This window comes from Vibrio sp. Y10_XG_PY6 (genome assembly GCF_024181795.1).
In the GTDB taxonomy this organism is placed as follows: domain Bacteria; phylum Pseudomonadota; class Gammaproteobacteria; order Enterobacterales; family Vibrionaceae; genus Vibrio; species Vibrio diabolicus.
Window position 1 is genome coordinate 588,968 of sequence record NZ_JAMZAQ010000002.1, and the last position, 13,709, is coordinate 602,676.

12 protein-coding genes are annotated in these 13,709 nt (G+C 43.1%); 7 read left to right on the top strand and 5 right to left on the bottom strand.

Annotated features, from left to right (window positions below; all coding sequences use genetic code 11):
- Positions 1-143 precede the first annotated feature (143 nt).
- Positions 144-1,619, top strand: a complete 1,476-nt coding sequence (locus tag NL644_RS11055) for a sensor domain-containing diguanylate cyclase (protein ID WP_046874411.1) — start codon at positions 144-146, stop codon at positions 1,617-1,619.
- 35 nt (positions 1,620-1,654) lie between these two features.
- On the opposite strand, the gene dusC is transcribed toward NL644_RS11055, so the two are convergent.
- Positions 1,655-2,614, bottom strand: a complete 960-nt coding sequence (dusC, locus tag NL644_RS11060; RefSeq protein WP_104974980.1) for a tRNA dihydrouridine(16) synthase DusC — start codon at positions 2,612-2,614, stop codon at positions 1,655-1,657.
- 170 nt (positions 2,615-2,784) lie between these two features.
- Between dusC and NL644_RS11065 the strand changes: the two genes are divergently transcribed.
- On the top strand, positions 2,785-3,402 hold the full coding sequence (locus tag NL644_RS11065; RefSeq protein ID WP_048625767.1) for a YecA family protein: 618 nt from the start codon (positions 2,785-2,787) through the stop codon (positions 3,400-3,402).
- Positions 3,403-3,493: 91 nt separating this feature from the next.
- Here the strand turns inward: NL644_RS11065 and dsbB are convergent, their stop codons facing one another.
- Together dsbB and nhaB are read right to left on the bottom strand one after the other, a co-directional pair.
- Entirely contained in the window at positions 3,494-4,030 is a 537-nt protein-coding gene (gene dsbB / locus NL644_RS11070) for a disulfide bond formation protein DsbB (protein ID WP_005396949.1), read from the bottom strand.
- 83 nt (positions 4,031-4,113) lie between these two features.
- Positions 4,114-5,700: a Na(+)/H(+) antiporter NhaB gene (nhaB, locus tag NL644_RS11075; protein ID WP_005396952.1), complete on the bottom strand. Its 1,587-nt coding sequence runs from the start codon at positions 5,698-5,700 to the stop codon at positions 4,114-4,116.
- A gap of 638 nt (positions 5,701-6,338) precedes the next feature.
- Between nhaB and fadR the strand changes: the two genes are divergently transcribed.
- Positions 6,339-7,178, top strand: a complete 840-nt coding sequence (gene fadR, locus NL644_RS11080) for a fatty acid metabolism transcriptional regulator FadR (RefSeq protein WP_005396954.1) — start codon at positions 6,339-6,341, stop codon at positions 7,176-7,178.
- 119 nt (positions 7,179-7,297) lie between these two features.
- Here fadR and NL644_RS11085 read toward each other — a convergent pair whose 3' ends face one another.
- The gene (locus tag NL644_RS11085) at positions 7,298-8,107 is read right to left on the bottom strand and encodes a hypothetical protein (RefSeq protein WP_114323287.1); all 810 of its coding nucleotides are present in this window, start codon (positions 8,105-8,107) and stop codon (positions 7,298-7,300) included.
- 313 nt (positions 8,108-8,420) lie between these two features.
- Here NL644_RS11085 and NL644_RS11090 point away from each other — a divergent pair, with 313 nt between their 5' ends.
- From NL644_RS11090 to NL644_RS11100, 3 genes are all read left to right on the top strand, one after another.
- Positions 8,421-8,801 (top strand): hypothetical protein, encoded by a 381-nt coding sequence (locus NL644_RS11090; protein ID WP_253658394.1) that lies wholly within the window; start codon positions 8,421-8,423, stop codon positions 8,799-8,801.
- Between the two features lie 391 nt (positions 8,802-9,192).
- Positions 9,193-9,498, top strand: a complete 306-nt coding sequence (locus tag NL644_RS11095) for a hypothetical protein (protein WP_226977475.1) — start codon at positions 9,193-9,195, stop codon at positions 9,496-9,498.
- Positions 9,499-9,508: 10 nt separating this feature from the next.
- A complete protein-coding gene (locus NL644_RS11100) occupies positions 9,509-9,862 on the top strand; it encodes a hypothetical protein (protein WP_074191586.1) in 354 nt (117 codons plus the stop codon).
- A gap of 483 nt (positions 9,863-10,345) precedes the next feature.
- Here NL644_RS11100 and metG read toward each other — a convergent pair whose 3' ends face one another.
- Positions 10,346-12,421, bottom strand: coding sequence for a methionine--tRNA ligase (metG, locus tag NL644_RS11105; RefSeq protein ID WP_114323284.1), 2,076 nt, complete (start codon positions 12,419-12,421; stop codon positions 10,346-10,348).
- A gap of 162 nt (positions 12,422-12,583) precedes the next feature.
- On the opposite strand from metG, the gene apbC reads away from it, so the two are divergent.
- Entirely contained in the window at positions 12,584-13,660 is a 1,077-nt protein-coding gene (gene apbC, locus NL644_RS11110) for an iron-sulfur cluster carrier protein ApbC (protein WP_253658395.1), read from the top strand.
- Positions 13,661-13,709: the final 49 nt, after the last annotated feature.

Consider the following 13,709-nt stretch of genomic DNA (forward strand, 5'->3'; position numbering starts at 1 on the left):
ATATAAACAGTCTCCTACAATGCGTACACATTTGTTGGTTATCTGATTATCTGGCAATGCGCACTACGCATTGCCAGTTGATAAGACAGCGTAATCCCATTGTTTGATAAGAGACGATCTACCTTTCACATACATGGTACTCAATGGTTAACCAAAGGCGATTTAGTCTCTCATTTGTCATCTTTTTTCCCCTCGCATTATTTGTCGTGGTTTTGCTTGTTACGACAAAAAACTACTACGATGCGGTCAATCGCTATATTGATTCTGAGTATGCACGTATTGATCGTGCCATGTCCCGTGGTATTAAAGTCCTCACCGCCTTAGATTATAGTTTTACTAACTATACGAATTACGCTAACCCATTGTCTGAAGAGCACAATTCTTTAGTCAAAAAGGGGCTTTGTTATATTTGGCCGATAGACGTCTTGTTGCTGGAGAGTGTCTACAGTGAGGGGTTACCTGCGGTTGATCTTGATTACATGATTGTGGGCGATGAAAGCTTATGTCAGCAAGGTTCAACGATTAACCAATTAGCTGAACAAAAGGCGGGTTTTGCACCGTCATTGTCTTTTCTGCACGATATTGAATCCCATATCGTTGGTATTCATTACATCGATAAACGTGGTTACGTCATTTCGTCTCCTGACACGTACGCGAAAAACTTCACTAGAGAGCTTTGGTCAACGCTAAAAGCGCGCCCATTTTGGCAAAAAACCGCACAAGATAAAGTGAACATCACCTTGGCCGGACCTGGGCCGATGTTGGATTCGATGGAAGGCCAAATCATTAGTATGACGGTGCCTGTTTACGAAAAAGGGAGGCATCAAGGTGTGCTGTCCATTGATTTTGATGTCAATGCGTTGATGGCTTCGTCACTAGGTCTTGTTGGTAAGTTTCATTTGGTTTCCAATTTACAATCCATTCCTCCAAACAGTACACGTATCAAACCAGTCGAGTTAGATCGATTGAGTGCGAATCACAGTATGTATTACGAGTACAACCTTTGGGATGAAGCTAAGAACCTAGCGGTGTTTGAAAAATACAGCCTTATTGTTGCGATCTCTATTTACGTTTTGAGCACAGTCGTATTGTTCTATGTGAATATGCATAGTGAGCGACGTTATTTTAAAGATCTCGCCGCCAGAGATCCGATGACGAGCTTGTTGAACCGTCGAGGAATGCAAACCGTGTGGCGCAATAAGATGACGAAAAAACAGGTTGCATTAGCAGTGTTCGATATTGATAACTTCAAGAAGATCAATGATACCTATGGTCATGATGTCGGCGACTCTGCGATTCAGCTAGTTGCAAAATGTATACGTGAAAATATTCGCCACACCGATGTCGCCTCAAGATTTGGTGGCGAAGAGTTCGTGTTGGCGATTTACGACGAAGACTCGGAAGGCATTAAGCTAATTTTAGAGCGGGTAAAAAAAGCCATAGACGAACGCTCGACACGCGTGACTAAAGAAGGTTTTACGATCTCTGGCGGTGTGGTGTTCAGTAAAAAGAACCGAGTGGAAAGCTTTGATCAGTTATTTAAAGCGGCGGATGAAAAGTTATATCAAGCCAAGAGTACAGGTAAAAATAAGATTTGCTACGAAGATTTAAGCGCTTAAAGGGCGAGCAGTTCGCCCTTTGCAATGCTCAGGTTTTATGCAACCTGAGAATTTAACTCATCACGATAACGTTGAATATGCTCAACAATCGGCGCGGCTTTGTTAAACGTTCGGATTTCTCTGAATAGATCTTTTGCTTCAGGATAGGCCTGACGTAAGTAAGAGAACCATTGTTTTACGCGGTTTGGATAGTACAAGCCTTTGTCGCCTTTCATCTCAAACTTGGAGTAGTAGATCAGTAGCTCAACCACCTCGGGCCATGACATTGGCTGGTGGTTGTGTTTTACCATGTTGCCCAAGTTAGGGATATTGAAAGCGCCGCGGCACACCATCAAAGAGTCAACGCCAGTCGTTTCAATGCAACGTTGACCGTCTTGGTAATTCCAGATTTCGCCATTCGCAATAAGCGGAATATCAAAACGTTCGCGAATTTGGTTGATGTAATCCCATTTTATCTCAGACGCTTTGTAACCACCCTGCTTAGTCCGAGCGTGAACGGTGAGTTCATTTGCACCAGCAGATTGAATGGCATCAACAATTTCAAAGCAATCTTCAGGGTTTTCCCAGCCAAGACGAATTTTTGCGGTTACAGGAATAGCCTCTGGAACGGCTTCTCGACAAGCTTTAACCACACGGTGAATTAGCTCAGGATGCTGAAGTAGAGCAGCACCACCCTTACTTTTATTGACCATTTTGGCTGGGCAACCAAAATTTATATCGATGCCTCTAGCGCCAAGGCTTGCCGCTTTAATTGCGTTCTCAGCCATCCAGTTTGGTTCTTGTCCTAACAATTGCACATGTACTGGCACACCTGATGCGGTTTGAGAACCTTGCAACAGCTCCGGGCATAAACGGTGAAATACATGATCGGGCAATAACTGGTCGATGACTCGAACAAATTCCGTAACACATAGGTCATAGTCGTTTATCTCGGTCAGGATTTGGCGCATCAAATGGTCTAAAACGCCTTCCATTGGGCCTAGTACAACTCGCATAGTTTGCCTAATACAGTTTGGTGATAAAAAGGAGGGCGATTGTAGCGATGTCAGCTAAGTTTGTCATTAAAAGACTCAAAGCACTCAATACAGTCAAACTCGCAACTCCCGGTTACGTGCTTTTATGCTCTGAGGTATAATGCCGCCAAATTTATGGGAAACCAGATGTCATGCAATACACATTGATTGAGAAAGGCGAAATTCACATCGATGAATCTTGCCTATTTATCGAAGGCGCAGTGCTCGCTGCTAATCTGACGACAAAACCACTCGCTCCTGAAAAGTGGTTAGAGCCGCTATTAGGTGAAGGATTCAAAGCGATTCAACCGGCAGTAGAAGAGCAAATTCACAAGCAGCACAACCGAATTCAACGAAACGAATATTCCGTGCTAGAGCTAACAGGCAAAGAACCTGAACAACTTGCTGATTTTGCCGAAGGCTTTATGTCTGTTTGGCCAATGATTGAAGAACAATGGCAAGACGTTGAGCTCAATGATGGATTGCAGCGTATGCTACAAGCATTACTGACCACTTTGATGCTGGCTATCGATGAGTCGGCAACGCAGCAACAGATGCGCGACGCCGGTATTGAAACGCCTCCAGCTCTTGCAGACTTGATCGACCAGCTTGATTTGATGGTCGGTGAAGTGGCGTTAGGTGCGGATGAGTTGATGGTAGGCAATAAGGCTCAAAGCCTAAACCCATTCAAAGGTATTGGGCGCAATGATCCTTGTCCTTGTGAGAGCGGCAAAAAGTTCAAGCAGTGTTGTGGTCAATCACGTGGTTGAGTTAACGTGGTTAAGTTAAATAGCCGCGATGTTTACTCAGTAAAAAGCCGACCATCTGGTCGGCTTTTTTCGTTATCATTTCTCTGAAGGATTAACGAATCGGATTAGTGCGTCTTGCTGGGAAGAATTGTGCGATCACAATTAATGCTAAAGCAATTAAATTGCCAGCGAAAATAACTACTAACCATTGTGGCATTGATAAATCGAGGAATTGCCAAACAATCTTCGAGCAATCGCCGTATGCTTCGAACATCCAAGGAACCCACTGATTAAGCGGAGCCCAACTAGGGAATGTTACGAATAAATCACAAGTCGCGAATGGTGATGGGTTAAACTGATAATCAACGTGCTGCTGAGCAAGCAACAGTCCTTTGTAAGAGCTTAATCCCCAGCCAATCAAACCTAGCCAACGGAAAACTGGGTTATTTGGTGCCATAAGACCAACGATTGCAGCGACACCCACTCCCATCATCGCGACTCGTTCGTAGATACACATGACACATGGTGCAAGCATCATGACGTGCTGAAAATAGAGGGCACATGCTTCAAAGAAAACGACGAATAGCAGAAGCAGCAGCCACGATAAGCGTCCCTTCGAAAACTGGTTAAGTGAATTTAAAATAGTCACGTTTTTGTTCCTGTCTGAAATAGAAAAAGCTCTGAATACTCAGAGCTTTTTAACGTGGATAAGTTTCCTAATCAACTCAAATTTTAGTGACCGCCAGAGACTACGGGAGTCAGATCACCACTATGAGGTAAAATCCAGCCTGCATCGTAGAAAGAAGCCGTTGCAGGCTCTAGGAAGAACATAATGCCCATTAGCCCGACAATCGCAAGAACGATGGTGTAAGGCAGCGCCATGATAACCATTCGACCGTAAGACAGACGAATTAATGGAGCGAGAGCCGAGGTGAGTAGGAATAGGAATGCTGCTTGACCGTTTGGCGTAGCAACAGATGGTAGGTTAGTACCAGTGTTGATAGCAACTGCCAGTAAGTCGAACTGCTCGCGAGTAATGAGACCCTCAATGAGTGCTGTTTTTACTTCATTGATGTAAACCGTACCGACGAATACGTTATCCGACACCATTGATAGTAAGCCATTCGCGACATAGAACAAAGCTAACTGAGTGCCTTTATCTTCAACGGCAAGCACCGCGTCGATAACTGGTTTAAACAACTCTTGGTCGATGATTACCGCAACGATCGAGAAAAATACCGCAAGTAGTGCAGTGAAAGGCAGAGCCTCTTCAAACGCTTTACCCATGGAATGCTCTTCAATGACGCCAGTGAAAGCCGTCGCTAAGATGATCACTGAAAGACCAATTAAGCCTACCGCTGCCAAATGCAAGGCTAATGCCACGATCAACCAAACAGCAATAAGCCCTTGAACCCATAGCTTTGCAACGTCTTGATTGGTACGCGTTTTGCGCTCTTCATTGTCAAAGTCAACGAGGATTTGACGAACGTTGTTAGGAAGTTTTGCACCGTAGCCAAACACTTTAAGCTTTTCGACTAGAGCACAAGTGATGAGACCGCAGAAAAATACGGGTAGCGTCACTGGAGACATACGGATTAGGAATTCACCAAATAACCAACCCGCTTGGTCTGCAATAATTAAGTTCTGAGGTTCACCCACCATAGTGGTTACGCCACCTAACGCAGTACCTACACCAGCGTGCATCAACAATGAGCGTAAAAAGGCGCGGTAATTTTCTAAGTCATCACGCGTTAGCTCAGTGATCGTGTCATCTTGTGTGTGGTCATGGTCACCAATCGGGTTACCTGACGCCACTTTGTGGTAGATAGAGTAGAAACCGATCGCCACACTGATAACAACGGCGATAACCGTCAAAGCATCCAAAAACGCAGATAAAAATGCAGCGGCAAAGCAAAACGCTAGTGATAGAAGGGTTTTGGAGCGAATACCAAGTAAAATTTTGGTAAAAATGAACAGCAATAAATGCTTCATGAAGTAGATGCCCGCAACCATAAATACCAGAAGCAGTAATACTTCAATATTTGCCACCAACTCGTGCTTAACTTGCGCAGGGCTAGTCATGCCGATAGCGATGGCTTCAATAGCAAGTAAACCACCAGGTTGTAATGGGTAGCATTTTAATGCCATTGCAAGCGTGAAAATAAATTCAGCAACCAGCAACCACCCAGCAACAAATGGGTTTATTAGGAAGAATACAATCGGGTTAATTATTAAGAAGGCTATAATGGCAACTTTGTACCAATCAGGCGCTTTACCAAGAAAGTTCTTGATAAAAGCGTTTCCGAGCGATATCGGCATGATAATTCTCTTTATAACAAAATTATGAATAGACACTACAATAGTGCTTAAGTATCTGTTTGTTAGACTTATTAACTAGTCTTTTAAAACAATAACTTAGTAAAACAACAATCCTTGTTTATTGCAGTCTTGCCAAGTTACTTCCCCTGAACTCAAGCACCGCTCACTTTCGACCGCAAACTCTACACTCAGGCATTTATTAGTCAATAACAAAACGTGATGCTACCGACTAAAATGACTTTTTAAATGTAATAACGCGATCAAAACGGCGTTACTATATCATGAAAGGCTCAAAAAAATCCTCTTGGATTTTAAATGACGGTCAGTGACGAGAAAAGGCAAATTAAGAAAGAATAGTAACTGTGATATACAAAGTAATTTTTCATATTTTGAATATAAAATTGTGACGCAGTAGTCTTTATTTCTCCGCAATTTGTGAGCTGTTTAATTAAACGAAAATTCAGATTTTACCGCTTTCACTCGCACGTCAGACCGTCCTAGATTGACATAACATATAGAGTATTAACTCTATATTGTGGAATCGTTTCAATTATTGATCGTAAATTTTCTCAAACCGTTAAGTAGTGGTATGATGAGTAGTATCGACCCTCAGAAATCAATATTGGATAAAAAGTAGAATGGTCATAAAGGCGAAAAGCCCTGCGGGATTCGCAGAAAAATATATTATCGAGAGCATTTGGAACGGCCGTTTTCCTCCAGGCTCTATTTTACCTGCTGAACGCGAGCTGTCTGAGCTAATTGGTGTTACTCGAACGACTTTACGAGAGGTTCTTCAACGACTAGCCCGTGATGGTTGGTTAACAATCCAACACGGTAAACCAACGAAGGTAAACCAATTTATGGAGACCTCTGGTCTGCATATTTTGGATACGTTGATGACGTTGGACGTAGATAACGCAACAAACATTGTAGAAGATTTGCTTGCAGCACGTACCAACATCAGCCCTATCTTTATGCGTTATGCATTTAAAGCAAATAAAGAGAACTCTGAGCGCACCATCAAGAATGTAATTGAATCTTGTGAAGCTTTAATGAATGCTGCTTCTTGGGACGATTTCATCGCTTCTTCACCTTATGCTGAGAAAGTCTTACAGAACGTGAAAGAAGACAACGAGAAAGATGAAGCGAAGCGTCAAGAAATCTTGATTGCTAAAACGTTCAACTTTTACGACTACATGTTGTTCCAACGCCTAGCATTCCATTCAGGGAATCAGATTTACGGTTTGATTTTTAATGGCTTGAAGAAGCTCTATGATCGCGTTGGTAGCTATTACTTCTCAAACCCAGCTTCTCGTGAGCTAGCGCTGAAGTTTTACCATCAGTTGCTAGAAACTTGTGAAAGTGGTCAGCGTGAACAACTGCCAGTTGTGATTCGTCACTATGGTATGGAAAGCGCGCTAATCTGGAATGAGATGAAAAAGCAATTACCAACGAACTTCACAGAAGATGACAGCTAAGCGCTAAGAAGTTAGATGAATGAAAAACCGCAGAACCTAAGGTCTGCGGTTTTTTTGTTTTTACCAATAGATACCAGTTACGTTCCTGTTGTGACAATTGGCACGGTACTGTATAGAGCTTATCTTGCTACAGAGAGTTTGGGCAACGGTAGATACAATGCTTCAACGATGTCTGAAAGTACGTGGTCGTAAGTATTGAAGATGGTCAACGATAAGTCTGATGTGACTCCATAAAGCTCAGCTTCTGTTAAATCGACATGACTTCCTGTCACATAGTTATTTAATATCTGTATTGAGCGTGTGGAAGCAGGAGAAACGATACTAAGCGGAGCGATAACTGCTAATTGATTTAGCTTACGTGTCATAACCGATGCGTAATTTTTGAAACGCTCATTCCCCCCTTGCTCTCCCAAGTCTTGAATGCTAATTCTCAATTGAGTCAGGGTTTCTAAGCTATCCATGATGTTTTGCCAGTTCATGTGGTACTCATTATGTAGATCATCTCGTTGTTCTACCGCTAACCAAGCAATCGTGACTTCATCCATCAAGAACAAGCAATGACGAATTAACTTACCATGCTCCATCTGGTTCCTTGCAACACTGTGATCGTTCCATTGTTCAAGCAGTTTTCCTACTTTGATCTGCAGCACGCGATACATGGGTTTATTTTCAAAGCGTGAGGTTTCGACCAAATGATGCAGTTTGTTGGTGAGATCGTTATGAAGGACTTCTAATTCTTGTTCGTTATTTTGTTGAAATTGAAGTGAGTAGTGCGTCGCAGCTCGATGGCGTCTCAGCAGATGAACAACATCTCGCAACAATGTTAACAGCTGATATTTGCGCGCATGTTGCTGCTCTCGTTTAGAAGATAAGTGATATATTCCGGCTAAAATAGCGATGGACAATAGTGTGGAAATCAAAACAAACATAACCCACTCCTTGTTAGTGTTTGGACCTAACAAGGAAGGTTTGCAGTTTTGATGCCAAACAAAAATTAAATTAAAACAATTGGTTATATTAAATGTTCTTTTGGGACGGTCGTTATTGGTGCATGGATTCACCAAATTTGTGAATATGGTTGATTATTCGGTGTCGATGCTTGGTGTACGCGTTATTCTTTGTGAGTTACATATTGCTTACTTTTTGTAGTCTGATTCAAGTCACAATGTTTAGAAATTAAAATACTCGGACACTTCATATGATATAAGTTGTCTATTTTGTTGATTGTTCGAGGTAATTAATTTGTCTAATAAATTCGACCTATGCTTCAGTACTCACTCAAAGATAACGCTCCCTATCGAAACAAATGATGAGGATAGGTACCTTCAGTTTCGTAAGGACAACCCACATATATTTGGTAGTTTTATTCCCGCAGGTACTCCTTTCATACTGAACGAAGGCTCTGTGATCAACATAGCTAAGTTGCGTAGCGAGAGACCTGATATAGCTTGTGCTCTTGATACTGTAAAAAGTTGGTCACAAGAAACCAAAAGAAATGTAGCCAATCTAACAAGTGAGTTTGGCGATGAAAACTTACAAGCGGTAGCCCTCCTCTATGAAAAAGAGATTAAGCCTTTTTTAGATGCTACTAATCATACTATGGGGGGGGGGGGAAATCGATGAGTATACTGCAGTAGGTGCTGCCGCTACGGCGGTTAATGAAAAGTAAGTCAGATTGAGTAATTTCGGGAAAGCTTTGCTCAAATATCAAAACGCCTTACTAGATGTACGGACAGCGTCACGAAGTGGTGCGCAGAAAAAGGAGCTTGTGAAGCTTGGATATAGAGTTAAAGAAGCTCATAGTTCTTTGAATGCAAAATTTACAAAAGAGCTTGCCCATTATGCAGGGTGAATTAAAAGTAGCCGCGGTAACATTTGGAGCAACCCGAATAGGGCTGTCAATATCGCGCGAAGCGGTAGGGATATAACTTAGTTACATTTAACATCTATAGCTAACATCCGCTCAATTCAAGTTCTTGAACAAAGCTCTAGTATTGTAGGTAAAAAGATCATCATGATTGATGCTGGTGTTCGCTTTAACAATGTTCGAAATGCCAAGAATAACGGAGAAAATTGGAAAAAAAGAGCGGCAATGGAAGTTGCTGGGTTTGGTGCGAGCAACGCTGCTGGCGTTTGGACCACATCCAAAGTGATTGCATCTGGAATGGGAATCGCTTTAGCTGCTGGCCCATTTGGAGTAGTCGTATTAATAGGTGTTGGTTTAGGGGCTGGTTATGCGGCTGCAAAAATGGGTGATTGGTTTGGGCAAGGTTTAGCAGAAAAAACCTATGAAACTAGCTCTAAAGTAAATTGGTTTTAAAGGAGTAATTGTGTTTTGTTTCGATCTTATAGTGATGATTGTTGGTTGGACATGGTTACTGAGCACATTGGTTTTTATTCGTGTATCAGCAAAGCGGATTGAGACAAAAATATTGCAGGATGGTCATGATCCAATTGGCTGGGACAGAAATGGGTGGGGTTTTAGATTTCCCATGTACGCCTCAGTGTTGATGCGAGGTAAACCTGCGAAAGTATCGCTGGTAGAAGACAAACTTATTCTAAAGTACGCGACAGTCTTTGACCGAGTGCTTGCGTATATTGTCACAATAAGCTTCGTGATGGCACTTGCTTTGGGAGCAGTAATGGGGTTGGGGCCTGAAGAGTACAGAGTGAAAACCAGTTAAGCGCAGGGCTCTGTAGAACGGTGAATACAAGTCTAGTTGAAAAGCCAAATCCTGATAAAGGGAGCAACGTGTCTTATTTTGATATTGCAAATATGATTATCGGATGTACTTGGTTAGTTAGTACTTTGCTTTTCATTCGTGTATCGGTAAAGCGGATTGAGAAAAAGATGTTGCGGGATGGTCATGACCCTATTGGTTGGGACAGAAATGGGTGGGGTTTTAGATTTCCCATGTACGCATCAGTATTGATACGAGGAAAGCCAGTCAAATTATCACTAGTGGATGACCAACTAATACTAAAATACGCAACAACGTTTGATAGAATACTTGCGTATGTTGTAAGCATCAGTTTTGTACTTTTCCTTGTGTGTGGCGCGACCATTACTTGGGGACCGGAAGAGTATAGGTTGCATTAAGTAATTTTATCTTGTTGTAAAAAAGGCTTAACTGAAATAGTTAAGCCTTTCTATTATGCGAAGAGCATTACATTACACGCATCCCTGGTTGAGCGCCTTCGTGTGGCTCAAGGATCCACAGGTCGCTACCACCAGGGCCAGCGGCTAGGATCATGCCTTCTGACATACCAAACTTCATCTTACGAGGTTTTAGGTTTGCTACCATTACCGTTAGTTTGCCTTCTAGCTCTTCAGGTTTGTACGCTGACTTGATGCCAGAGAACACTTGACGAGTTTCACCACCGATGTCCAGTTGGAACTTAAGCAGTTTGTTTGCTTTTGGCACTTCTTCACAAGAGATGATACGAGCGATACGCATATCTACTGCTGCAAAAGCGTCGAACTCAATCTCTTCAGCGATTGGCTCTTTGTCTAGCTCAGTTTGGCTAGCCTTGTTCTTTTCCGCTTCTGCTTTCTCTTTCGCCGCCATTTCTGCCGCCGCATCTTCTTTAGATGCTTCGATCATCGCTTCAACATTCTTCGGATCGATACGGTTGAACAGTGCTTTGAACTTAGTGATCTCGTGGCCTGTTAGTGGCGCAGCGATGTTTTCCCAAGTCAGCTCTTGGTTTAGGAATGCTTCAGTACGTGCAGCTAGCGCAGGCATTACTGGTTTCAGGTAAGTCATCAGTACACGGAACAGGTTTATACCAACAGAACAGATGTCTTGTAGTTCCTGATCTTTGCCTTCTTCTTTTGCTACAACCCACGGTGCTTTTTCATCAACGTATTGGTTAGCTTTGTCTGCCAATGCCGTGATTTCACGGATTGCACGACCAAACTCACGTGTTTCGTAAAGCTCAGCGATACGGTCAGCAGCAGCAACAAATTCGTTGTAAAGTTCAGGTTCTGCAAAGTTGTCAGACAGTTTGCCTTCAAAACGTTTTGCGATGAAACCTGCGTTACGAGATGCCAGGTTAACGATCTTGTTAACAACATCAGCGTTTACGCGCTGAGTGAAGTCTTCAAGGTTAAGATCTAGATCGTCGATACGGCTGTTTAGCTTCGCCGCGTAGTAGTAACGTAGACACTCAGGGTCTAGGTGCTCTAGGTAAGTGCTTGCTTTTACGAAAGTACCTTTAGACTTCGACATTTTCGCGCCGTTTACGGTTACGTAACCGTGTACGAATACGTTGTTAGGCTTGCGGAAGCCAGAACCTTGTAGCATTGCTGGCCAAAATAGGCTGTGGAAGTAAACGATGTCTTTACCGATGAAGTGGTACAGTTCTGCTGAGCTGTCTTTCTTCCAGTACTCGTCGAAATCTAGGTCGTCGCGCTTGTCACATAGGTTTTTGAAAGAGCCCATGTAGCCGATAGGTGCGTCTAGCCATACGTAGAAGAATTTGTTCTTCTCACCTGGGATCTCGAAGCCGAAGTATGGCGCGTCACGTGAGATATCCCATTGTTGTAGACCTGATTCAAACCACTCTTGCATCTTGTTCGCGGTTTCAGCTTGTAGCGAGCCAGAGCGAGTCCACTCTTTTAGCATGCTTTCAAACTGAGGCAGGTCGAAGAAGAAGTGCTCAGAATCTTTCATTACTGGCGTCGCACCAGAAACCGCAGATTTAGGATTGATCAGTTCTGTTGGGCTGTAAGTCTCACCACAGTTGTCACAGTTGTCACCGTACTGGTCTTCTGACTTACATTTTGGACACGTACCTTTTACGAAACGGTCCGGTAGGAACATCTCTTTTTCTGGGTCGAACAACTGAGAAATTGTGCGGCTAGAAATGAAACCGTTTTTCTTCAGCTCAAGATAAATGTGTGACGCTAGCTCACGGTTCTCATCTGAGTGTGTGCTGTGGTAGTTATCAAAGCTGATATCAAAGCCAGCAAAGTCTTTCTGGTGCTCTTCGCTAACTGCGGCAATCATTTCTTCAGGAGTAATACCCATCTGTTGCGCTTTAAGCATGATTGGCGTGCCGTGAGCATCGTCAGCACAGATGAAGTTTACAGTGTTGCCGCGTAGGCGTTGGTAACGAACCCAAATGTCCGCTTGGATATGCTCAAGCATATGACCAAGGTGGATCGAACCGTTAGCGTACGGAAGGGCACAAGTTACCAGCATTTTCCTTGACGGAAAGTTTCTTGGATCGTTTGCCATACTTAATATTCGCTTTTCTTGATAGGTATAAATAAATTTTGATGGATAATACTACCCCATGAACTCACTAACTCCAAGGTGTCAAACTGCGGAATGCCTTAGTTTTTTTGGGGTTCTGGTTGAGGCAGGACGGTGTTAGCATGACATCTAAAAGGAGGACTTATGCATCAGTTCACTTCAAAACAAGATTTTTGTCACTGGTTTAACCAATTCCAGCATCCACAGTTGGTGGAAAATTGGGCAGATATTCATGGCGCAATTTCGATTACGGCACAAGGTTCTGTTGAGATAACGTTGCCATTCGCAAGTAATGAGCTTCAAATTATATTGCATGACTGGATTAAACAGCAACAAATCGCAGGTAAAGTGGCTGAATTCCCATTCAATATTCGCCTTGGAGTTAAAGCATTAGAAACTCAAGTGGCCAATCCGGTTAAAGGTGTTAAGAACATCATTGCCGTTAGTTCTGCGAAAGGTGGGGTCGGTAAATCAACGACTGCTGTTAACTTAGCGTTGGCGATTGCTCAATCTGGGGCGAAAGTGGGATTGTTGGATGCGGATATCTATGGCCCGTCTGTACCTATGATGTTGGGGCAAGAAGATGCAAAACCAGAAGTTCGTGATGGCAAGTGGATGGAGCCCATTTTCGCTCACGGCATCTATACTCATTCTATCGGCTATTTAGTGGACAAATCAGAAGCGGCAATATGGCGCGGGCCAATGGCTTCAAAAGCGTTGTCGCAGTTATTAACGGAGACAGACTGGCCAGATTTAGATTATTTGGTGATTGATATGCCGCCAGGCACGGGTGATATACAGTTGACGTTGTCACAACAGATTCCGGTGACAGGTAGTGTGTTAGTCACTACACCGCAAGACTTGGCGCTTGCCGATGCAAGAAAGGGAGCGGCAATGTTTAACAAAGTCCATGTCCCGGTTATAGGTGTTGTGGAAAACATGAGTTATCACATTTGTAGTCAATGTGGCGCGAAAGAGCATATTTTTGGCATGGGTGGTGCAGAAAAAATGTCGCAAGAGTTTGGCTTAGCACTGCTAGGACAAATTCCGCTTCATATCTCTATGCGAGAAGATATTGACGCTGGCGTGCCAACAGTAGCAAGGCGCCCAGAAAGTGAGCATGCAGGGTATTACAAGCAGCTTGCCGATCGCGTATGTAGCACGATGTTTTGGCAAGGCAAAGCAAAACCAGATGCGATTAGCTTTACAATGGTGAACTAAGTTTACTATGCCTATTGGTTGATAATTGCACATTTTAACGTTTGCTCGG

What these genes read in the sequence shown, in the direction of transcription:
- NL644_RS11055 (WP_046874411.1), top strand. Translation starts at nt 144, where the DNA reads ATGGTTAACCAAAGGCGATTTAGTCTCTCATTTGTCATCTTTTTTCCC.
- dusC (WP_104974980.1), bottom strand. Translation starts at nt 2,614, where the DNA reads ATGCGAGTTGTACTAGGCCCAATGGAAGGCGTTTTAGACCATTTGATG.
- NL644_RS11065 (WP_048625767.1), top strand. Translation starts at nt 2,785, where the DNA reads ATGCAATACACATTGATTGAGAAAGGCGAAATTCACATCGATGAATCT.
- nhaB (WP_005396952.1), bottom strand. Translation starts at nt 5,700, where the DNA reads ATGCCGATATCGCTCGGAAACGCTTTTATCAAGAACTTTCTTGGTAAA.
- fadR (WP_005396954.1), top strand. Translation starts at nt 6,339, where the DNA reads ATGGTCATAAAGGCGAAAAGCCCTGCGGGATTCGCAGAAAAATATATT.
- NL644_RS11085 (WP_114323287.1), bottom strand. Translation starts at nt 8,107, where the DNA reads ATGTTTGTTTTGATTTCCACACTATTGTCCATCGCTATTTTAGCCGGA.
- NL644_RS11095 (WP_226977475.1), top strand. Translation starts at nt 9,193, where the DNA reads ATGATTGATGCTGGTGTTCGCTTTAACAATGTTCGAAATGCCAAGAAT.
- metG (WP_114323284.1), bottom strand. Translation starts at nt 12,421, where the DNA reads ATGGCAAACGATCCAAGAAACTTTCCGTCAAGGAAAATGCTGGTAACT.
- apbC (WP_253658395.1), top strand. Translation starts at nt 12,584, where the DNA reads ATGCATCAGTTCACTTCAAAACAAGATTTTTGTCACTGGTTTAACCAA.